Genomic DNA, 21,422 nt, shown 5'->3' on the forward strand with positions numbered 1-21,422 from the left:
GTTTTCTTTGAACGGCAAATCGTAGGGTTAAACAGATAAAACTCTCTTTTAAATTAAGTTACCGTTTAAGCACTGTTCAGCCAAATATTTTGCATCGAACAAATTTTTCAAGCCCAAAATCCATAAAAAAAGCCGCCTGAAATGGCAGCTTATTTTAAACAATATCTTAATAAGTGATTATCCTACTACTTTAACATTGTCTGCTTCAGGTCCTTTTTTACCTTCTTTAATCTCAAATTCTACTGCCTGTCCTTCTTTTAGAGATCTAAGGCCTGAAGACTGAATGGCTGAATGATGGCAAAAAATATCGTTTCCGCCTCCGTCTGGTGTAATAAAACCAAAACCTTTTGTTTCGTTAAACCATTTTACTGTTCCTGTCATTATATTTTATTTAAATTGATCAGTGAAGATAGTAAATTTTAAGAATATCCTCAAAAAAAATATATATTCTTAACTGATTTTTTTCAAATCCCTGGAAATGCTAAAAGAAAAAAAATTACATTCCTGGTGTTATTTAATGGATTTTTTTATCTTTATGCCTATCAAACTAACCTATAAAATATTAAAAAATGAAAAATTTACGTAACAACAAACTTTCAAGGGAGCAATTAAAAGGAATCAATGGAAGCGGTATTATTATCGGAAACTGTTCAAATGAATGTTGTCCTACTGACGGAAGACCAAGATGTCCAAGACTGATCTGCCCTGCCGTGGTATGCCCTCAGTATTTGTAAAAAAAGAATCTATTTTAAGCATAGAGCTGATGAAATTCAGCTCTTCTTACTTCAATTAATGCTAATAAAATATCCTATTCAATTGAATAGGATATTTTTTCTTAAATTATAATTTTCTTATTTAAGATAGGTTTCATACAGATCTTTTCTGCGGTCATTCATTACCTGAACAGAGCCGTTATGATGAAGATCTTTAAGCAGATTCAGATCCACATCTACAATAAGGGTCATTTCTGTATTGGGAGTTGCTTCCCCTTTTATTGCATTGGAAGGAAAGGCAAAATCTGAAGGGGTAAATACAGCAGCCTGCCCAAACTGGATATCCATATTGTTTACTCCCGGAAGATTCCCTACGCAACCGGCGATAGCGACGTAACATTCATTTTCAATAGCTCTTGCTGCTGCACAGTGCCGTACCCTGATATAAGCATTCTGGGTATCGGTAAGATAAGGTACAAAAAGGATTTTCATGCCCTGATCTGCCAATATTCTTGGCAGCTCGGGAAATTCTACATCGTAACAGATGACAAGGCCAATTTTTCCACAGTCGGTATCGAAAACCCGGATCTCATTTCCGCCTTTCATTCCGTAATATTTTCTTTCATTCGGAGTGATGTGGATCTTCCGGTATTCATCGATCCGGCCGTCACGGTGAAGCAGATAACTCACGTTATACAAATCGTTATGATCATGATCAAAAACAGGCATACTTCCGGAAATAATATTGACATTGTAGCTGATGGCCAGTTCGGAAATTTTATTCTTGATGTCTTCACTTAATTTAGCCAGTTCTATCATACTGTCTCTTTCTGAAAGCTTATTGAACGGCGCCAGCAACGGGGTATTGAACAGTTCCGGGAAAAGGACGAAATCGGATTTATAATCACCCATTACATTGACAAAAAACTCTACCTGCTCATAAAATGCATCGATATTTTTAAAATGTCTCATCTGCCACTGTACAAGTCCTAAACGGATGATGCTGTCCTGCATCGTATTTGGCTTTTTACTGTAGTAAATATTATTCCATTGAAGCAAAACAGCATTTTCCAGTGATGATTCATCTTCGGGAAGATATTTTTTGAGGATCTTGATGGGAAGAAAATTATTGGAAAGCTGGAAAGACAGCACAGGATCGTAAATTTCCTTATCTCTGACTCTTCTGATGTATTCTCTCGGGGAGAGCTCGTCGCTGTATTTATGATAGTTCGGGATTCTTCCACCCAAAATGATGGATTTGAGATTAAGCAGTTCACATAATTCTTTTCTGGCATCATACAATCTTCTTCCCAGACGCAGCTCGCGGAATTCGGGGTCTACAAAAACTTCAATCCCATAGAGTACATTTCCTGTGGAAAGATGGGTATTGAAGGTATAATTTCCTGTAATATCGACATAGGTATGATCGTCTCCGAATTCGTCATAATTCACAATAATGGAAAGTGCTACAGCAGCCAGTTTTCCATCTACTGTGATGCAGATCTGACCTTTGGGGAATATTCTGGTGAGCTTTTCAATGCTCTTTTTAGACCAAATAGATTCAGACATCTGCGGATACGCGCGTTTCATTGTTACTACCAGTTCATCATAATCCTGAAGCGTCAGGGCTCTTGTTTCTATTTGCATTTGACGTAATTTTACTTAAATTTAGGAAAAAAAAGACAAATCAGTCCATTTAAATGATGAAGAAAGGTTTCAAATACTTAATCATAGGTACAATAAGTATATTATTCTTTGTTTATATATTTCTACCGTTTGCTTCTAATTATATTGGCTGGTATGGTTATAGTAAATGGAAATATAGACACGGAACAGATAGTATACAAATGTCTAAAAACAGGAATATTTTTATAAAACAATTGAATTATAAAATTATAGATTCTGCTGGTTTTAAAAATTTCCGTTTTACACCTTATCTTGAAAAGGGATTTAAATATGGTAAGCATTTTTCAGAAGATACCAGAATTATCCAAAACTCTTCCTATCCCTACAATATCTGCTATGAAAGGAATTTAAAAGATTCTATTGTTCTGCGTTTTACTGAGGATAGTGTAAAAAAATTAGACAGTTCTGATGTTGTCTGGGGGTATTCAAAAACTCCCTATTTAAAAGATACTCTAATGCTGATTATTGAAGGGCCACGCGAGCATGCCGGATTAATAAAAATTTGGTAGCTGAAATTTTAGGAAAAGATGACAACCTTGCTTATTAATTGCTTTAAATATTTTACTGATCATTTTTTCATTAAAACAGTTTTAACAAAAAATCCCACCCGAAACGGGCAGGATTTATATTTTTAATTCAAGTCAAAAAATTACTCCCACTCAATGGTTGCAGGTGGTTTGCTTGAAATATCGTAAGCTACTCTGTTGATTCCTCTTACTTCGTTGATGATTCTGCTTGAAACAGTATCAAGGAACTCGTAAGGAAGTCTGCTCCATGTTGCTGTCATGAAATCAATAGTGTTGGCGGAACGAACTACAGCCGTATATTCGTAGGTTCTTTCGTCTCCCATTACTCCTACTGATTTTACAGGAAGAAGGACTACAAAAGCCTGGGATACTTTTTCATAAAGATCGTTTTTATATAATTCCTCAATGAAAATATCATCAGCTTCCTGAAGGATTCTTACTTTATCCGCATCTACAGCTCCCAATACTCTGATTCCTAATCCAGGACCCGGGAAAGGATGTCTGTGTACCAAATGATGCGGAATACCTAGCTCCTCACCTACTTTTCTTACTTCATCTTTGAAAAGCTCTCTTAACGGCTCCAGTAATTCGAATTCCATATCTTCAGGAAGTCCTCCTACGTTGTGGTGTGACTTGATTACTGCAGACGGTCCGTTTACAGACTGGCTTTCGATAACGTCAGGATAAATGGTACCCTGAGCTAAGAATTTAGCACCTTCAATTTTATGGGATTCTTCATCAAAAACATGAATAAACTCGTTTCCGATGATTTTTCTTTTCTGTTCAGGATCATCTACTCCTGCCAGTTTGGTAAGGAATCTTTCTTTAGCATCCACCATTTTAATGTTCATATGGAAATGTTCTCCATAGTTGTCCATTACTTTCTGGCCCTCGTCTTTTCTCAATAAGCCCGTATCAACAAAGATACAAGTCAGCTGATCTCCGATTGCTTTGTGAATTAACACTGCAGCTACAGAAGAATCAACCCCTCCTGAAAGTCCAAGGATTACTCTGCTGTCTCCTACTTTTTCGCGGATCTCTTCAACTGTTTTTTCGATATAGTTGGTCAGTTTCCAGTTTTTTTCAGCATTACAAATGGCAAAAACAAAGTTTTCAAGCATTTTTCCGCCTTCTTCTGTGTGAGAAACTTCCGGATGGAACTGAACGCAGTAGATTTTTCTGTCTTCATTGGACATAGAAGCCATTACTCCTGATTTTGCATTCAATTCAAAACCTGCAGGCAATGCTCCTACTTCATCAAAGTGACTCATCCATACGATAGAATTCTGAGTAACTCCTTTGAGTAAAGAACTTTCTTTAATGATATCCAAATGGGCTTTTCCGTACTCTCCTTTTTCACCTTTGTTTACTTTTCCACCTAAAAGATGTGCTGTAAGCTGCATCCCGTAGCAAATTCCCAAAACAGGAATTCCTTGCTCATACAGTTCTTTTTCAACCAGGTGAGCATTTTCTGCGTTCACAGAGCTTGGTCCCCCGGAAAGAATAATTCCTTTGGGTTGTTTTGCTAAAATATCCTGTAAAGGTGTATTGAAAGGAAGGATTTCAGAATATACCCCCATCTCGCGGATTCTTCTTCCGATAAGCTGGTTGTACTGTGATCCGAAATCTAATATGATAATACCGTTGTTCATTTTATAAATGATAATTGATGATTGATAAATGATGATTTAAAAGCTTCAGGCAATAAGCCCGAGACAGTAAGCTTTTTTTATTATAATAGGTCTAAAGCCTATTGCTTACTTAATTGTTTTACAAAAAAAGACTTGGAAATGTTCCAAATCTTTTTTCGTGATTTATTTTAAAACTTTCCGATGTCTTCTCTGTAGAATCCGTAATCGAAATGAATGTGGGCTGCATCTTCGTACACCTTTTTGCGGGCATCGTCGTAAGTAGCTCCGGTAGCTACCACGTTCAGAACACGTCCGCCGTTGGAAACCACTTTGTCGCCTTTTCTTATAGCCCCGGCATAGAGAAGCTTAGAATGTTTCATCTTGTCTTCGCCTACAATTTCGTAGCCTGTTTCGATATTTCTAGGATAACCTCCTGAACACATCACAAGGCATACTGCTTTTTCGTCTTTAAACTTAAGCTGGATATCTTTTCCTTCCATACAGTCCTGGATCACATCAAGAAGATTGTTTTCCATCAATGCCATCAATACCTGAGTTTCAGGATCTCCGAATCTCATGTTGTATTCAAGAAGATACGTTCCGTTCTTAGTAACCATTAATCCGAAGAAAATGATTCCTTTAAAGCTGAATCCTTCTCCTTTCAGACCGTTAATGGTAGTTTGTAAGATATTTTTTTCAAAATCAGCATAGTGCTCCTGAGTAAAATCAGGGCTTGGCGCTACAGATCCCATACCACCGGTATTTGGTCCTGTATCACCGTTTCCTGCTTTTTTGTAATCTTTTGCAGCGATACAAGGGAAAATCTTTTCACCGTTTGAGAATGCAATGATTGAAGCTTCAAAACCTTCTAAATATTCTTCAATAACCAGACGGATTCCTGCATCTCCATAAATTCTTCTGATCATGAAGTCGTGGATTGTAGCCTCAGCTTCTTCAATGTTGTCGCAAATAACCACACCTTTTCCGCCTGCAAGACCACTCGCCTTAACCACTAAAGGATACTGCTGTGTCTGAACATATTCTTTAGCGTCATTGTATGAATCAAATACTACAGCTTTAGCTGTTTTGATATCATAGGTCTGCATAAACTTCTTAGAGAAAGCCTTACTTCCTTCCAGGCTTGCTACTTTTTGGTTGGGACCGAAAACTTTAAGATCGTGCTTTTTGAATTCATCCTTCAGACCTGCTACAAGAGGGGCTTCCGGACCTACGATGGTAAGATCTATCTTTTCTTTAATGGCGAAATCTCTTAGTTCTTTGATCTCTGATAAATGAACATTTTTCCCTATTACATCGGTGGTAGCATTACCGTTAGCAAAAAACATTTTAGAAATTCTTGGGTCATTCTGAAGCTTTGCTGCTAAAGCAGATTCTCTACCGCCTTCACCTATGATTAATATTCTCATACTTTATTTATTATCTAGTCTATTTTACAAATATATAATTTTGAATGCTATAAATACAATCTCAAATTATTTTTTAATTCTATTTTAATTAATGTAAAAAGTGTCTAATCCCGGTAAACATCATTGGGATACCGTGCTCATTGGCAGCTTCAATACTGTCCTGATCTTTTACACTTCCGCCTGGCTGGATGATGGCTTTAATTCCTTCTTTGGCGCAGAAATCTACCACGTCACGGAAAGGGAAAAATGCATCAGAAGCCAAAACAAGATCTCCTGTGAATTTTTCTTTGGCTCTTTCGATGGCCTGTTCAGTAGCCCAGATTCTGTTCACCTGTCCGCCACCAATTCCGAAGGCCTGGATACCATTGGAAACAACAATCGCATTTGATTTTACATACTTCACCACTCTCTGGGAGAAAAGAAGGGCTTTTTTCTGCTCTTCGGAAGGCTGTACCTCAGTTACCACTTTAATATCGTCAGAGAAATGATTGTCATTATCCTGAACAAGAATACCACCGTCGATCTTCACCCAGGTCTGTTTGTCAGAAACAGGGTTAACGATTTTTATAATTCTAAGGTTTTTCTTTTTTCTTAAAACTTCAAGAGCTTCTTCATCAAATTCCGGAGCCATTACGATCTCAAGGAACGTTTTGTTCAGTTCTTCAGCTGTTGCTGCATCGATTTTGTAGTTCATTGCAACAATTCCGCCAAAAATAGAAACCGGGTCACATTCGAAAGTCTTTTGGTAAGTTTCTAAAGCTGAAGTTCCGATTGCTACGCCACAAGGTGTAGAATGCTTCACTGCACAACATGCCATTTCTTCTTTAAACTCCGTAACTACTTTCCAGCAAAGGTCCATATCACGAAGGTTGTTGAAAGAAAGTTCTTTACCACCCAGCTGTTCGAAATCTTTCATCGCACCGTTCTCAAACGTAGAAACGTAGTAAGCAGCAGTTTGATGAGGGTTTTCACCATATCTTAAATCAGATGCTTTTTTGTATGAAGCATTAAGATAGGTAGGATATTCTTCATCTAAAAGCATTCTTGAAATAGCCCCGTCGTAAGCTGAAGTAAGGTTGAATACTTTTCCTGCAAGCTTTTTACGTGTTTCGATGTAGGTATCACCGTTCTGTTCCATTTCAAGCCTTACCGTTGCATAGTCTTCCACATCGGTAATTACGGTAACAGAATCAAAGTTTTTAGCGGCAGAACGAAGCATTGAAGGACCTCCGATGTCAATAAACTCTACTTTCTCATGTAAAGAAATGTCTTTGTTCACATTTTCAAAGAAAGGATAAAGGTTTACGATTACCATGTCGATCAGGTCAATTCCATGTTCCTGAACGGTTTTCATATGCTCTTCATTGGAACGGACTGCTAAAAGACCTCCGTGCACTTTAGGGTGAAGGGTTTTCACTCTTCCGTCCAGCATTTCAGGGAAATTGGTTACCTCATCGATCTGAATCGGATTTAAACCAGCATCTTTCAAATGTTTGAACGTTCCTCCTGTAGAAATCAACTCATAATTCCGGGCTTCCAAGAACTGGGCGAACTCGATCAATCCGCTTTTGTCAGAAACACTGATTAAAACTCTCTTTTTACTCATTTTACTTTCAATTTTTTACTTTTTACAGCTATTTCAAACTGTAGCCCGGTCTTTCACCCCCGGTCTTACTTTTATTTACTTAGATTTTTTTTAATGTAGCAATGTATCAGTCTAGCAATGTAACAATGAATTCAATTGGTACATTGTTATATTGATACATTATTATTTAATTTCCTAAAACTTTGTTGATGGCTTTTGGAAATATTTCATATTCAATGTGATGAACTTTCTCTGCTATTGTTTCCGGTGTATCACCTTCTGTCACCTCAAATGATTTTTGAAGAATCGCTTCCCCTTCATCAATTCCAGGAGTGACAAAATGTACGGTTGCGCCGCTTTCTTTTTCTCCGGCTTCAATTACCGCATGATGAACATGATGTCCCCACATTCCTTTTCCTCCGAATTTCGGAAGCAGTGCCGGGTGAATATTGATAATTTTACCGCTCCAGTTTTCACAGAATTCAGGTTTTAGAATGGATAGGAATCCTGCCAATACAATCAGATCTGTATCTTTTGGTATCACATTTCCCAATTCACTGCTGAAGTTCTTTCCTCTTGGGATCAGAACATTTTCTATATGATGATTTTTCGCTCTTTCAAGTCCGTAACATTCTCTGTCTGCCACCACTAAAGATATTTTTGCATTCTGGATTTCTCCGCTCTCGATGGTATCTATGATTCTCTGCAGATTGGTCCCTGAACCTGAAACGAGTATAACGATGTTTTTCATGTTGTTAATGTAACAATGTATCAGTCTAACAATGTAACAATGAATTTAATTGGTACACTGGTACATTGACCAATTGTTATATTGCTAAATTAATCTTCTCGGTTCCTGCTGTAATTTCTCCGATTTCGTACGCATCGTCTAAAAGATGTAATATTTTTTCAGCATGGTCTGAATCTGCAACGATAATCATCCCTACACCCATATTGAAGGTTCCGAACATTTCTTCACGAGATACTCCACCTCTTTTTTCCAATTCAAGCATCACACTAGGAATTTTGATTTTAGCAGCATCAATAGAAGCACATAATCCTTCAGGAATAATTCTTGGAACATTTTCATAAAGACCACCCCCTGTAATGTGGGCAATACCGGAAACTTTTACTTCTTCCAATACTTTGTGGATGTCTTTATAATATAATCTTGTAGGTACTAAAAGAGTCTCGTATAAAGGTTTTCCTTCAAACTCTTCTTCGAAGTTAGGGAACACTTTTCTTACCAATGAAAATCCGTTGGAGTGGAATCCTGAGCTTGGCAGAGCAATGATCTTGTTTCCTGCTTTAATAGTAGAACCATCAATGATCTGATCTTTTTCTACAATTCCTACACAGAATCCGGCAACATCATAATCTCCGGGCTGGTACATTCCCGGCATTTCAGCAGTTTCACCACCAATCAATGCGCAATTGTTGTCCTTACATGCTTTCACCATTCCAAGAACGATTTCAGCAGCAATTTCTGAATCAAGCTTACCGCAAGCTAGATAATCTAAGAAAAATAATGGTTTTGCACCGTGGCAAAGGATATCATTGGCACACATGGCGAAGCAGTCAATACCGATAGAGTCATACTGTTTGGTATCCAAAGCTACTTTCAGCTTGGTCCCCACTCCGTCTGTTCCTGAAACCAGCACAGGGTTTTTATATCCTCCGATCTCATAGAAAGCTCCAAAACTTCCCAAATGGTTCAATACATTTGAATTGTGGGTTTCGCCTACCGCTTTTTTGATCTTATCAACCGTTTTGTATCCTTCTTCTTTGTCTACGCCTGCTGATTTGTAAGTGTTGCTCATGTTTAATAATTTTTATTAATGTAGCAATGTATCAGTTTAACAATGTAACAATCATCTTGTTGGAAAAACCAAAAAACTGGTATATTGATACATTGGTATATTGGTACATTTTATTTCTATAATTACTTTTTATATCGATTTTAGAAAATAAAAAAGCCGACAATCTTGGTAGATTATCGGCCGTTATTTTATCTCAGAATTTCAGAGTCCACAGTTTTCCCTTTCTCTGAGAAACATTCTTTAAAAGTGGTCTGAATTTTCATCTTTTTTCTTTTTGCAAAAATAGTAATTTTAAATTAATATTCAAATTCTATTTTTCAAGGATGATTTCAATGGCTGCAATCTTCTTTATTTTTTCTTTTAATTCGCTGTCTTTCTCTTCATTAGAAATCTTCTTAGCCGCTTTATCAAAGTTGTCATTAAAGAAAGGAAGTGAGAAAGTTTCTACAATATTTCCACCGTGGAAAGGGAAACGCTTGGATGCAGCATCTAAAACTCCGGCTCCTCCTCGGCCTCCCGGAGAGGTTGACATTAGTAACATCGGTACTTCATTCCATACGGTTCTGTCTTTGATTCTGGATACCCAGTCGAACACATTTTTGAACGCTGTAGAGTAAGTTCCGTTATGTTCAGGTAATGAGACCAAAAGAAGATTAGCTCCATCAATTTTTGATGCAAAATCATGGGCTTCCTGGGGAACGCCACCTGCCAATTCTCTTTCGTGCTTATAGATCGGCATTTCGAAAGGATTAAGATCTACTACTTCTACTTCTGCATTTTCAAAAAGCGATGATGCGTAAGCTACTAACTGTCTGTTCATTGAAGCATCCGAATTGCTTCCTGCTATTGCTAAAACTTTCATTATTATCTATTTTTATATACTGTGTTCTATTTGTTATTTTAAATAAGCCGGCAATTCCATCGGTACTTCCATTAATAAGATCTCAGCATCTTCTATTGCTTCAATATTAAAGCTCTGAGTGTCCCAGATTCCCAATCCGTCTCTTTCATTCAAAATTCTGTCTCCTACTTTAGCGCTTCCTTTTAAAACGAAGGCATATACCCCGTTTCCTTTTTTATTAAGCATATAGTTTTTGCCATTTCCTGCCTTAAAATTAGCCAGATTAAACCATGCATCCTGATGGATCCAAACTCCGTCATCATTTTTATTCGGCGATAAGATCTGCTGGAATCCATTGATTTTTTCTCCCTCTTTGATGCTTTTCTGATCATAGCGTGGCTCAACATTCAGTTCTTTAGGAAAAATCCAGATCTGCAGAAACTTTACGGCTTCATCTTTGTTTTTATTGTATTCGCTGTGCATTACACCGGTTCCTGCACTCATTACCTGGATCTCTCCTTTTTTGATAACGGCAGTGGTTCCCATTGAATCTTTATGTTCCAAATCTCCTTCCAGAGGAATCGAAATAATTTCCATATCTCTGTGAGGATGTGTCCCAAATCCCATTCCCTGCGAAACGGTATCGTCGTTTAATACTCTCAACGCTCCAAAGTTCATTCTGTCCTTGTTCTGATAATTAGCAAAACTGAATGTATGGTAGCTGTTTAGCCAGCCGTGATCTGCGTGGCCTCTTGAATCTGCTTTATGATATACTGTTTTCATACGTGATTATTTATGGTACAAATGTAAGGGATGAGAGCCTTTGAAACTGTTGATGTAGGTTAAGAAAGGATCTGGGCTGTGGCAGAAGTGTTTTTCTGTTAATACAATGGTAGAAACTTAAGGCATAAAGATTTTATCCAAGACAAATTGACTGAGAATATAAACTAGTTTTGAAATCTAATATTTGAGCTAAAGCCTTTACTGACATGCTTAATTTAATATTATTAGTATTTATTTCAATTTTTATGTCTCTACTGGAGTTCCGAAAATATGTTTGCGGTGATTTTCGCCCCAATCTTTCAGAGATTCCACAACAGGGTGTAGTGTACTGGTATATTGTGTGGGATAGTATTCTATACTTACCGGATAGGTATCCTTAACTATTCTTTCAACTAACCCGTTTTGTTCGAGCTCTTTTAGTTCTTTAGCTAAAACTTTTGAGGTCAGTTTCGGAATGCTTCTTTCAATTTCAGTAAAACGCTTATTTCCTGCATTCAAAGAAATGATAATTTGTAATTTCCATTTCCCATTAATAACATCCAGGGTATCGCGGACAGGTTTTAACGCCTGCATGCAATCTTTATGATTATGTTGCTTTTCCATTTTTTCACTTTCCTTTAGGTAACTGCTATACTTTGGAAAGTAAATTTACAATAATTTTGTCATTCATAAAAACGAAAAAATTCAAAACAAAATGGCAAATATTTTAAATATCCAAACAAGCATCAGCGGAGAAAACTCTGTAAGCAATAAGCTTTCTCAAGCTGTAATTAATCAGTTATTGGATAAAGACCCAAACAGCAAAGTGGTAATCCGTGATCTGGCTTTAAACCCGATTCCCCATCTGGAAATTCATCATTTCAGTGCCTCCAGAATTCCGGATGAAGAAAGGAATGATGAACAGAAGGAAGCCTCAAAATATTCTGACGAATCATTAAAAGAAATCCAGGAAGCTGATATTATTGTAATTGGTGTTCCTTTTTACAACTTTAATTTTCCATCCACGTTAAAATCATGGATCGACAGCATTGCGGTTGCCGGGAAAACATTTTCGTATGCAGACGGAACACCAAAAGGTCTTTTACAAAACAAAAAACTGTTTTTAAATTTTGCCATCGGCGGAGTGTATGAAAACGGACTCATTGAGAATATGGAGCATTATTTAAGAACTTTATTTGGATTCATCGGGATTACAGATGTAGAAGTTTTCAAATCTCAGGGAATGATGGTTCCTCAATTAAAAGAGGAGAATTTTTCAAAGGCAGTTGCAGCTATTGAAACTGCTTTGGCGTAAATCGTGAATTATCATGGTGAATTTTGGCAATTTGTCATTGATAATTTCATTTTTAAACCATTAGCAAAATTAAATATTTAGATCATTAAATTTTGGCTAAAGCCCTTTGGTGATGGCATTAATTGAAAAAGCGGGCTAAAGCCCGCTTCTATTGAATTGTATTATGATTGACTGACATTCGAGGTTTCTGTGCTTCCATCATCCGACTTCTTTCTCTAGCTTCTAACCTGTAATTTCTAACTTCTTCCTTTAAAAATGTACCTGCTGGATTTCCTCTTCTATTTCCTTAGGGGTTTCATCTTCTGATTTTACAAAAATCATTGTAAGGACAGCTCCGATTAGCATGCAGATACCTCCGACTACAATATAATCTATGGCTTGCTTTCCAAAGACACTGCTTACAATGGGTCCTCCGAAAATACCATTGATGATTTGCGGGATTACAATGAAGAAATTGAAAATTCCCATATAAACCCCCATTTTCTTTTGCGGAATCGAATCAATCAGCATGGCATAAGGCATTGCAAGAATACTTGCCCAGGCAAATCCCAATCCTATCATTGAAATCCAAAGGCTATGGATATCTTTGATAAAATACATAGAAATAAGGCCTAATCCACCACAAGCCAAAGCTAAAGCGTGGGTTTGCTTTTTACCAATAAACTTAGCAATCGGGGTCAGGGCAAATGCAAAGAAAATCGCATAGAAATTGTAGCTTCCAAATAAACTTCCCGTCAGATCTCCGGCTTTATTAAATTCCACTGAATGGGTATCATCAGGAGAAAGTCCGAAATGGTGGGTTGCCAGAGCACTGGTTGTGAAAACCCACATGGTAAATAATGCAAACCATGAGAAGAACTGAACAATTCCCAGTTTTTTCATTTGAGAGGGTGCATTCCTGAAATCTTTAAAAATATCCGAGAATTTGGATTCATTTTTTACAATGGGTTTCCCGCCTTCAAATGATGCGAACTCTTCCGGAGAATATTCTTTGGTCGTAATAATGGTATATAAAATTGATAGAATTAAAACTGCTGCCCCGATGTAAAAAGAGTAAATCACATTGTCTGCTACAAAACCTTTGGGAGCAACATTTGACACTCCTAATTTTGTCAGCCAGTTCGGCAAATCAGAACCTATAACAGCCCCAATTCCTATTAAAATGGTCTGAACAGAAAACCCAATGGTTGCCTGGTGTTTCGGAAGCATATCTCCCACCAGGGCACGGAAAGGTTCCATTGCCACATTGATTGATGCATCCATCATAGCCAGGAAAATAACTGCCATCAACAAGACATTGGCAGCCAACATTTGTGTGGCAGAAGCAGCATTAGGAAGCATGACCAAACCTATTGCGCATAAAACCGCCCCAATTAAAAAATAAGGCTTTCTTCTTCCGAGCGGACTCCAGGTATTGTCTCCCATATGCCCGATAATCGGCTGAACAATCAATCCTGTGATTGGTGCAACGAGCCAGAACCAGGATAGTTCATGGACATCCGCCCCGAAATTGGCGAGAATTCTGCTTGCATTACCATTTTGTAAACCAAAAGCCATCTGGATTCCCAGAAATCCCATACTCATATTGATGATCTGAGCCATGGAAAGATTCGGTTTTATTTTTTTCGTAAAAGTACTGTGCGAAGGGTTCATTAGTGTTTTTTTAATTCTTGGATTAAGGTATTCTCAATGGCTGCTTTTTCTGCAACCACTTTATCAACTACATCATTCGGAACAGTTACAGAAAGTACATACTGTTTTACTTTCCAGCTTCCGTTTATTTTTTCTACAACGCCTGAGCCTCTGCAGATTTTCATTTGGGTATCCAGAAGCTCATCAAACCAGGCCAGTTTACTATCTTTGCTGAAATAGATGTTTCTTTTAAGGGAAGTGAAGTTCCAGGTTTTCTTTTTGTCAAAATAAGGTTTGGCCCAAACCATAAAAGCTTTTTTATCCCAAACTTCTGTAGCATCAGTTCCGATAAACGTGGACTCGTCTGCAAAGTAGTTAAAATAGGCATTGAAATCAGCTTTTGCTGCAGCAGTATTAAAGCCGTCCAGCATAGTTCCTATTTCTGTTTTGTCTTTTTCAAATTTGGTCCCGTTGGACTGGGCATGTATTCCCATAAAACCAAGTATAAAAAGCGCTAAAGTGTAAACAATTTTTATTTTTTTCATAGTATCATTGATTTAATCTTAGAGTTCGATAATCATTGGAGTTTTTGCAGGTACAGTGAGACTTTTTTCCATAGAAAATTCCTTTCCTGAAATAACGTCTTTACCTTTTGTCACACCGTTTAATGATTCTGCAAAACGTTTTAAATCTAATGTCTGATCTTTTTCATTATTGTTGACAACTACCATTACATTGTCCTTGGTATCATATCTGAAATAGACAAATACACCATCCTGAGGAACGTAATTTTTAGTTTTCCCCGTATGAATCACTTCTTTCCCTTTTCTCCAGTTTAATAATTTTTGGCTAAACTGATAAAATTCTTTCTGATCGGGAGTCTGTGATGAAGGATTGAAAGCATTCTGCGCATCCGATTTCCACCCACCAGGAAAATCCCTGCGGATATCTGCATCGCCTCCCTTAGTTTTATCTCCTCTCATGCCTACTTCTGAGCCGTAATAGATCTGTGGAATCCCTCTGACCGTAGAAATCAGGGTCAATGCCATTTTGTAGGCTTTAGGATCGGCATTAAAAATCTCATTCCACCTTTCGGTATCGTGATTTTCAAAGAAGACCAGAAGATTATTAATATCAGGATACAGGAAGTCGCTGGTAAAAACATTGTAAAGCTTTACCATTCCTGTGTCCCAGCTTTCTTTTTCTTTAATAGCTTTCGGCATATCACCGTACAGCATAAAGTCCATAACGGAAGGCAGGTTAGAATTGTATCCCGCAGCTTCCCCGGTTTTGGAGTTTTTCTGCCAGGCAGAAATCTGTCCTGCGGTATTAAGCCATGTTTCCCCTACGATATTGAATTTTGGATATTCGTCGGTAATGGCTTTTGCCCATTTGGCCATACCTTCTTTATCGTTGTACGGATAGGTATCTACACGCAGCCCACCCAATTCGGCATATTCAATCCACCAGATTGCATTTTGGGTAAGGTATTTTAAAACCAATGGATTTTTTTGATTAACATCCGGCATGGTGGTATCAAACCAGCCATCCAGTGCATATTTTTTATCAATTTCTGAGGCATTGGTGTCAAACTGGGTCGTTGTTTTGTAATTGGACCGGTAAAAACCATTTTTTCCTTCATCAAACCAATGAATCCAGTCTTTTGAAGGCAGGTCTTTGATGATCCAGTGAGAAACTCCCCAATGGTTGGTTACATAATCCATGACCAGCTTCATATTCCGCTTGTTCAGCTTCTGGGAAAGTTCGCGGTATTCTTCATTAGTCCCGTAGCGGCCATCTATTTTATAAAGATCAGTTTGTGCATATCCGTGATAGGAATATACTTTTTCATTGTCTTCGTTAACGGGTGTAAGCCAAACGGACGTGGCTCCAAGGTTTTGGATATAATCAAGGTTGTTGATAATTCCACGAAGATCTCCGCCATGTCTTCCGTTCGGTAAACTCCGATTTGCCTTTTCAATAAGGTCAGGTCTGGAGTCATTTTTTTCATCACCGTTAGCAAAACGGTCCGGCATGATAAGATACATGACATCTTTTGAAGTAAAAGATTCGCGGTCTGCGGATCCAGGCGCTCTTTGTTTCAGCTCATACGTATAGGAGCTGATATTTTTCTTTCCTTTCTTGAGATTAATTTTAAACTTCGGAACATTGATCTCATTGGTATTGACTGTTACAAAAACATAATTGGGATTTTCAACTTTTTTTAAGTCTTTTATCTGAATACCGTCGGAAAGTTCAATTTCATTTTGGGCAATATCTTTTCCGTATACCAGGATCTGAAGTTCAGGATTTTTCATTCCTTTCCACCAAAAAGCAGGTTCTACTTTCTGAATCTGTGAAAAAGCCACAGATGCTGCTGAAAGGGCAAAAATTGTATATATTTTTTTCATTTATGATTGTATTTTGATCAATAGTTTTGTTAAAAAGTAATGCCCCGGCCCATTTTTCCGAATATAATGAACCGGGGCATAACAAACTTATGAATTAAATCTTAATTGACTGGCTTTACAGAGACAGCAAAACCGCCGCTTCTCGCCATTTTGAAATTCAATTTAGATTTGCTGGTGATCTGTTTTTTGTAGATGTTATAACTTTGAGGATTATCAATATAATCGGCATCTTTTCCATCTTCGTAAACGGTTACCTCATATTTTTTCCCTTTATCCAGGAAAGAGAAATCTACGGTGTATTCACGCTTATTTTCATCAGTAATGCCTCCTACAAACCAATTGTCAGTACCTTTTGCCTTTCTGGCAGTGATGACATAATCTCCCGGCTCTGCCGATAAAATCTTAGTATCATCCCAGTCTGCAGCAACATCCTTGATAAACTGGAATGCATCCATATGCTTTTTATAGTTTTCAGGAAGGTCCGCCGCCATCTGAAGAGGCATATACATCGTTACATACAGGGCAAGCTGTTTGGCAAGTGTAGTTTTCACAAAACGCTTATCTCCAGGGAAATAATAATCTAATTTAGTCTGGAAAATACCCGGTGTGTAATCCATAGATCCCCCCATCCATCTTGTAAACGGAAGAACGGTCTGGTGGTCAGGTTTATTTCCTCCGAATGCTTCGTATTCAGTTCCTCTGGCTGCTTCTGCAGAAATATAGTTCGGATAGGTACGGCTTTCACCTGTAGGGCGTACAGATTCATGGGAATTGACCATGATTTTATAATCGTTTGCTTTTTCAGCAATTCTGTAAAAATGGTTGATTGTCCATTGTGAGTAATGGTGTTCTCCTCTTGGGATGATATCTCCCACATAGCCTGTTTTTACGGCATCATAACCGTATTTGTTCATCAGCTGGAAAGCTTTATCCGACCATCTTTCATAATTGGTTGCAGAACCTGAAGTTTCATGGTGCATGATAAGCTTAATGCCTTTCGAATGGGCATAATCATTCAGCATTTTGATGTCAAAATCCGGATACGGTGTAATGAAATCGAAAACAAATTCTTTGGAATGACCGAACCAGTCTTCCCAACCGATATTCCAGCCTTCAATCAATAATCCCTGGAAACCGTTTTCAGCAGCAAAGTCGATATATTCTTTAACTTTTGTATTGTTAGCCGCATGTTTTCCGTTTGGCGTCAATTTTGAGAAATCTGTTTTGTCCAGATGTACGTTTTCAGCAGTAGAATAAGCCCACTGGGATTTTCCGATGATCATTTCCCACCATACACCCATGTATTTGGTAGGATGAATATAAGAAGTATCGGTATATTTTGTAGGCTCATTAAGGTTAAAAATCATTTTAGATTCCATCACCTCTTCTGCTTTTGGAGAAACGATAATGGTTCTCCAAGGGGTTACTGAAGGGGTTTGAATATATCCTTTTGCCCCCTGTCTGTCAGCAGTAAGATGTGTTTTGAATTTAAAATTCCGGGCATCCACTTCAAGATGGGAAGCCGGATAATCTAAAACAGCTGCTTCTGCTACATTTACATATAAAGGATCTTTACCTTCTTTTTTAAGCATCAATGGAGACTGAACAGCATTTTTAACGAGAGCCTGAGAGGCATTAGCATCGAATGCCTTATCCCATTGGGAAGGAATTTCGGAGATCTTTGTTTCCTGATATTGATATTCCTGGGAATCATAGTCTGCAACAATCCACCATGCTTTCATATCTGTAGGAAAGTCGATTTCAGAATCTTCTTCTCTGATCACGAAATAATTCAGGTTTTTCTGCTGTGGAAATTCATATCTGAATCCCAATCCATCATTAAACAATCTGAACTTTACAACAATACTTCTGCTTGTAGAAGCCTGATCCAAGGTAACGGCAAGTTCGTTGTAATTGTTGATATAGTTTTTCTTTTCGCCCAAAACCGGCTGCCAGGTTTCGTTTTTAGAGTCACGTTTTTCTTGTGTTTTCGTGAACCCGTTGTTCAGGTCAAATTTTGCGTCTTCCGCTTTAGCTATTTCAGAAGCGAATTTAATAGCTGAGTCTTTAAATAATCTTAATCCTAATTTAGAATCTTCTACCACCACAGCACCATTGTATTTCAGATTATAATAGGGTACTCCCTGTTTCAGCTGAAAGTTCATTTCAAATTTTCCATCCGGTGATTTCAAAGACTGTGCATTAACACCTGCGAACATCATTGAGAGCAATATCGCTCCAACTGTAATTTTCTTCATAATGATTATTTATAAACTTAAAAATAGATAAAGTGCTGCGGTAAAGCAACACTTTATCAAATTATTTTGGACGTTTTACAATTTTGTAACAGTTAACTTGTAATAGGCCGAATTATGTAAATCCAGTTCTATTTTATAGTTTCCTGCTTCGGATACTTTATAATTAGGATCACCGTCTACTGTATTTTCAGCATTGAAATAAGTTTGTACGGCCTTTCCTGAAACCAGAGTCTGGTCATCTTTCTTAGGCTGGAATTTTAGTGCCCAGTCGTCATTTCCTCTAAATTTAAATGATCCTGTACTACTCAACATAATTGAATTGATTACGTAAGTCTTTGTAGCCGGATTATAAACAAAATCTGTATCTGAGTTCCATCCTGTAGGCGTAGCATCTCCGATTATACCAAAGTTTGCCAACACCGATGAATAGGTATTTGCAGCCCAATCAACTTTAACATAGTATGTTCCTATTACAGGGGCTTTTATGTTTGCTCCGTCTCCAACTAATTTTCCGGTATTCGTTCCGTCATCTCCTTTATTTCCCGGCCAATCTTGATTGATCGCAAATTTGTATTGTCCGTTTTCACCTGTAAGATTACTAATCCAGATGAATCCTCTGTATTTATTATCTTTCTCAGGAGAGAACAGGTTTGGTGAATTGGCAGGATTCCAATTTGCATAACCTGCTGCTCCGGCATATCCACCAGGTACATTAATCTTCGGATATACCAAATCCGGGTTTGGAGTATAAGGTGTTACTTTAAGGGCTATTACATTGGAATAAAAAGCTGCTGATCCTACAGATGTTTTTAGTCTTGCTTCAATATCATTTACAACATCTGGTGTCGCTCCGATATTGAACATAGCAGCATTCATTGCAGCATGGATAACTGAACCTGTCATTAAATCATTGGAAAAATCAACAGTAGCACTTTTTTTAAAATTGTTTCCTTTGATCCCGAATTCTATCTGCTGGCTGGAAACTACAGCGATATTAAATGTTGGTTTCGTCCATGTGAAATTAATCACAGCATCATTGGCAACGAGTTCATTAAGAACTATTGTACTTTTATCAGAAGAAAGCTTACCTGCGTTTGTTTCACTAATCACAGCCTGATCTTCATCCTTTTCGCAGGAAATAACCAGAAAACCAATGAGGGCTATGGTTAATAATCTAAATATTTGTTTCATTTTATTGTGTTTTTAATTAATATCCAGGATTCTGAATCAGGTTAGGATTGGCTATAATATCTTTATTTGGGATGGGGAAAAGATTTCTATAGCTTTCAACAGCTTTTCCATCTTTAACATTCCCTTTCCATGGCCATAGATAATCTCCTGTAGTAAATTTGTTGAAACGGACAAGATCTGATCTTCTAGATGTTTCCCAAGATAATTCTCTTGCTCTTTCATCTAAAATAAAATTCAGATTTATTGAAGTTACGTTTCCACTTGTATTACCATAAGCACGTTCTCTTAATTGGTTAACGTAAGTGACTGCAGTTGCCTGACTACCTCCACTTCCTCCTCTAAGAACAGCTTCTGCATACATAAGGTAGATGTCTGCTAAACGATATAGAGGAATATCAGCCTCCACCCAGTTATCATGTGCCCCTACAGATCCATTGCTTTTAACGTTCTTATACTTGATAAATGCATATCCATCTGTAAAAGAACCCAGATCGTTAATTTCCAAATTCTGTCCTGCTGTAAAAAACCTTCCTCTTTTATCAGTTCCATTAGTTGGGAATAGGTTTACAAATGCCTTTGTCGTTCTGATTCCGCTCCAACCACCATTGATTCCAAAATCAGAAGCTTTCATACCCCCACCTACTGCTGCATGGACTAAGTAAGTAGTTCCTCCGTTGGTTTGTGTATTAATCCCATCAAAATTTACACTTAGTATCTGTTCTGGATTACTGATATTATTATCTGCAAGGAACAGCTCATCATACTTTGGCTTTAAAGAATAACCTGCTGCAATTACTTTATTACAATAAGTAATACAGTCTGTATTTCTCTGTGTTCCTGTATATACTTCAGCATTTAAATATAATTTTGCCAATAACGCCCAAGCTGCAGCTTTGTCTGCTCTGCCATATTCATTGGTTTTAGGCTCTTTTAATTCACCTGCTACTGCAACCAATTCAGATTCTATGAAGTTAAATAATGATTTTCTGTCTATTCTCTGTGGAGGATTTACAGATCCAGGAAGATATGTTTCATCTACAAAAGGTACATTCCCGAACATATCAATTGCATGGTAATAGGATTGTGCTCTTAGGAAACGGGCTTCGGCTCTCATTAATTTTGCCTGAGCAAGGTTGTCTCCGGTAATATTATTTGCTGCTAATTTTTCGTCTGTAACATTTCTCAGAAATTCATTACAAAAAGCAATTTCCGTATATACTCTGTAATACATTGCAGCAATAAATTCATTAGAAGCATCCCATGTCATTTTATGAAGGGTATGAAGATTTCCATCATTCCAACCTATTACTGCTTCATCAGTAGTTATTACATTAAGGGTATACAGTAATCTTGTATACTGTGAAAAACCTCCGTTAATTCCATTAATATCACTATCAGGCTGGTCACCATCTCCACTTACCTGTCCTCCCATAGCAAGACCTCCATAGAGTTTTGCTAAAATATTTTTATAGTTGGAAAAATCTTTATAGATACTTGCAGAGGTAACATCTGTTATTGGCTCTCTTTCCAAATCTTTTACACATGACGCTGTAGTCAGTAGAAATGCAGCAGAAAGAGGCAATACTATATTTTTAAGTTTGATTTTATTTAGTTTCATCGTAA

Annotated in this window: 19 protein-coding genes; 3 read left to right on the top strand and 16 right to left on the bottom strand. The window is 37.5% G+C overall.

The features are described 5' to 3' along the window. Positions 1-177: 177 nt before the first annotated feature. The gene (locus V6R96_RS18920; protein ID WP_167409426.1) at positions 178-381 is read right to left on the bottom strand and encodes a cold-shock protein; all 204 of its coding nucleotides are present in this window, start codon (positions 379-381) and stop codon (positions 178-180) included. Between the two features lie 188 nt (positions 382-569). Between V6R96_RS18920 and V6R96_RS18925 the strand changes: the two genes are divergently transcribed. Beyond that, positions 570-734: a hypothetical protein gene (locus V6R96_RS18925; RefSeq protein ID WP_167409427.1), complete on the top strand. Its 165-nt coding sequence runs from the start codon at positions 570-572 to the stop codon at positions 732-734. Positions 735-851: 117 nt separating this feature from the next. Here V6R96_RS18925 and V6R96_RS18930 read toward each other — a convergent pair whose 3' ends face one another. Further along, positions 852-2,360, bottom strand: coding sequence for a carbon-nitrogen hydrolase family protein (locus V6R96_RS18930; RefSeq protein ID WP_111957657.1), 1,509 nt, complete (start codon positions 2,358-2,360; stop codon positions 852-854). Between the two features lie 233 nt (positions 2,361-2,593). Between V6R96_RS18930 and V6R96_RS18935 the strand changes: the two genes are divergently transcribed. Further along, positions 2,594-2,908, top strand: a complete 315-nt coding sequence (locus V6R96_RS18935; protein WP_146896854.1) for a hypothetical protein — start codon at positions 2,594-2,596, stop codon at positions 2,906-2,908. A 140-nt stretch (positions 2,909-3,048) separates the two neighbouring features. On the opposite strand, the gene guaA is transcribed toward V6R96_RS18935, so the two are convergent. The 8 genes from guaA to V6R96_RS18975 all read right to left on the bottom strand — a co-directional run bounded on the left by guaA (position 3,049) and on the right by V6R96_RS18975 (position 11,616). Continuing rightward, complete coding sequence (gene guaA, locus V6R96_RS18940; RefSeq protein WP_111957661.1) at positions 3,049-4,578, bottom strand: glutamine-hydrolyzing GMP synthase; 1,530 nt, start codon at positions 4,576-4,578, stop codon at positions 3,049-3,051. Between the two features lie 167 nt (positions 4,579-4,745). Then, entirely contained in the window at positions 4,746-5,984 is a 1,239-nt protein-coding gene (purD, locus tag V6R96_RS18945) for a phosphoribosylamine--glycine ligase (protein ID WP_111957663.1), read from the bottom strand. 88 nt (positions 5,985-6,072) lie between these two features. Further along, positions 6,073-7,590: a bifunctional phosphoribosylaminoimidazolecarboxamide formyltransferase/IMP cyclohydrolase gene (gene purH / locus V6R96_RS18950; protein ID WP_111957665.1), complete on the bottom strand. Its 1,518-nt coding sequence runs from the start codon at positions 7,588-7,590 to the stop codon at positions 6,073-6,075. Between the two features lie 166 nt (positions 7,591-7,756). Further along, positions 7,757-8,320, bottom strand: a complete 564-nt coding sequence (purN, locus tag V6R96_RS18955) for a phosphoribosylglycinamide formyltransferase (protein WP_336379932.1) — start codon at positions 8,318-8,320, stop codon at positions 7,757-7,759. A 76-nt stretch (positions 8,321-8,396) separates the two neighbouring features. Next, entirely contained in the window at positions 8,397-9,389 is a 993-nt protein-coding gene (purM, locus tag V6R96_RS18960; RefSeq protein ID WP_111957669.1) for a phosphoribosylformylglycinamidine cyclo-ligase, read from the bottom strand. A gap of 310 nt (positions 9,390-9,699) precedes the next feature. Beyond that, positions 9,700-10,251 (bottom strand): NAD(P)H-dependent oxidoreductase, encoded by a 552-nt coding sequence (locus tag V6R96_RS18965; protein WP_336379931.1) that lies wholly within the window; start codon positions 10,249-10,251, stop codon positions 9,700-9,702. A gap of 33 nt (positions 10,252-10,284) precedes the next feature. Next, the gene (locus V6R96_RS18970) at positions 10,285-11,013 is read right to left on the bottom strand and encodes a pirin family protein (protein WP_111957673.1); all 729 of its coding nucleotides are present in this window, start codon (positions 11,011-11,013) and stop codon (positions 10,285-10,287) included. 243 nt (positions 11,014-11,256) lie between these two features. Further along, positions 11,257-11,616, bottom strand: a complete 360-nt coding sequence (locus V6R96_RS18975; RefSeq protein WP_336379930.1) for a helix-turn-helix domain-containing protein — start codon at positions 11,614-11,616, stop codon at positions 11,257-11,259. A 91-nt stretch (positions 11,617-11,707) separates the two neighbouring features. Between V6R96_RS18975 and V6R96_RS18980 the strand changes: the two genes are divergently transcribed. Beyond that, positions 11,708-12,307, top strand: coding sequence for an NAD(P)H-dependent oxidoreductase (locus V6R96_RS18980; protein WP_336379929.1), 600 nt, complete (start codon positions 11,708-11,710; stop codon positions 12,305-12,307). Between the two features lie 249 nt (positions 12,308-12,556). On the opposite strand, the gene V6R96_RS18985 is transcribed toward V6R96_RS18980, so the two are convergent. From V6R96_RS18985 to V6R96_RS19010, 6 genes are all read right to left on the bottom strand, one after another. Further along, the gene (locus tag V6R96_RS18985; RefSeq protein WP_111957679.1) at positions 12,557-13,960 is read right to left on the bottom strand and encodes an MFS transporter; all 1,404 of its coding nucleotides are present in this window, start codon (positions 13,958-13,960) and stop codon (positions 12,557-12,559) included. Beyond that, entirely contained in the window at positions 13,960-14,484 is a 525-nt protein-coding gene (locus tag V6R96_RS18990; RefSeq protein WP_336379928.1) for a nuclear transport factor 2 family protein, read from the bottom strand. The genes V6R96_RS18985 and V6R96_RS18990 overlap by 1 nt, the downstream gene beginning before the upstream one ends. An 18-nt stretch (positions 14,485-14,502) precedes the next feature. Then, entirely contained in the window at positions 14,503-16,350 is a 1,848-nt protein-coding gene (locus V6R96_RS18995) for a glycoside hydrolase family 13 protein (RefSeq protein WP_336379927.1), read from the bottom strand. 101 nt (positions 16,351-16,451) lie between these two features. Next, positions 16,452-18,608, bottom strand: coding sequence for a glycoside hydrolase family 97 protein (locus tag V6R96_RS19000; protein ID WP_336379926.1), 2,157 nt, complete (start codon positions 18,606-18,608; stop codon positions 16,452-16,454). A gap of 75 nt (positions 18,609-18,683) precedes the next feature. Then, positions 18,684-19,799, bottom strand: a complete 1,116-nt coding sequence (locus tag V6R96_RS19005; RefSeq protein ID WP_336379925.1) for a SusE domain-containing protein — start codon at positions 19,797-19,799, stop codon at positions 18,684-18,686. A gap of 16 nt (positions 19,800-19,815) precedes the next feature. Continuing rightward, entirely contained in the window at positions 19,816-21,417 is a 1,602-nt protein-coding gene (locus V6R96_RS19010) for a RagB/SusD family nutrient uptake outer membrane protein (RefSeq protein WP_223558791.1), read from the bottom strand. Positions 21,418-21,422 lie beyond the last annotated feature (5 nt).

The organism is Chryseobacterium sp. CCNWLW53 (genome assembly GCF_037083525.1).
GTDB classification, from domain to species: domain Bacteria; phylum Bacteroidota; class Bacteroidia; order Flavobacteriales; family Weeksellaceae; genus Chryseobacterium; species Chryseobacterium lathyri.

Excerpts from the sequence above, each read along its gene's own strand:
- V6R96_RS18920 (WP_167409426.1), bottom strand. The coding sequence starts at position 381 with ATGACAGGAACAGTAAAATGGTTTAACGAAACAAAAGGTTTTGGTTTT.
- V6R96_RS18925 (WP_167409427.1), top strand. The coding sequence starts at position 570 with ATGAAAAATTTACGTAACAACAAACTTTCAAGGGAGCAATTAAAAGGA.
- V6R96_RS18930 (WP_111957657.1), bottom strand. The coding sequence starts at position 2,360 with ATGCAAATAGAAACAAGAGCCCTGACGCTTCAGGATTATGATGAACTG.
- guaA (WP_111957661.1), bottom strand. The coding sequence starts at position 4,578 with ATGAACAACGGTATTATCATATTAGATTTCGGATCACAGTACAACCAG.
- purD (WP_111957663.1), bottom strand. The coding sequence starts at position 5,984 with ATGAGAATATTAATCATAGGTGAAGGCGGTAGAGAATCTGCTTTAGCA.
- purH (WP_111957665.1), bottom strand. The coding sequence starts at position 7,590 with ATGAGTAAAAAGAGAGTTTTAATCAGTGTTTCTGACAAAAGCGGATTG.
- purN (WP_336379932.1), bottom strand. The coding sequence starts at position 8,320 with ATGAAAAACATCGTTATACTCGTTTCAGGTTCAGGGACCAATCTGCAG.
- purM (WP_111957669.1), bottom strand. The coding sequence starts at position 9,389 with ATGAGCAACACTTACAAATCAGCAGGCGTAGACAAAGAAGAAGGATAC.
- V6R96_RS18965 (WP_336379931.1), bottom strand. The coding sequence starts at position 10,251 with ATGAAAGTTTTAGCAATAGCAGGAAGCAATTCGGATGCTTCAATGAAC.
- V6R96_RS18970 (WP_111957673.1), bottom strand. The coding sequence starts at position 11,013 with ATGAAAACAGTATATCATAAAGCAGATTCAAGAGGCCACGCAGATCAC.
- V6R96_RS18975 (WP_336379930.1), bottom strand. The coding sequence starts at position 11,616 with ATGGAAAAGCAACATAATCATAAAGATTGCATGCAGGCGTTAAAACCT.
- V6R96_RS18980 (WP_336379929.1), top strand. The coding sequence starts at position 11,708 with ATGGCAAATATTTTAAATATCCAAACAAGCATCAGCGGAGAAAACTCT.
- V6R96_RS18985 (WP_111957679.1), bottom strand. The coding sequence starts at position 13,960 with ATGAACCCTTCGCACAGTACTTTTACGAAAAAAATAAAACCGAATCTT.
- V6R96_RS18990 (WP_336379928.1), bottom strand. The coding sequence starts at position 14,484 with ATGAAAAAAATAAAAATTGTTTACACTTTAGCGCTTTTTATACTTGGT.
- V6R96_RS18995 (WP_336379927.1), bottom strand. The coding sequence starts at position 16,350 with ATGAAAAAAATATATACAATTTTTGCCCTTTCAGCAGCATCTGTGGCT.
- V6R96_RS19000 (WP_336379926.1), bottom strand. The coding sequence starts at position 18,608 with ATGAAGAAAATTACAGTTGGAGCGATATTGCTCTCAATGATGTTCGCA.
- V6R96_RS19005 (WP_336379925.1), bottom strand. The coding sequence starts at position 19,799 with ATGAAACAAATATTTAGATTATTAACCATAGCCCTCATTGGTTTTCTG.
- V6R96_RS19010 (WP_223558791.1), bottom strand. The coding sequence starts at position 21,417 with ATGAAACTAAATAAAATCAAACTTAAAAATATAGTATTGCCTCTTTCT.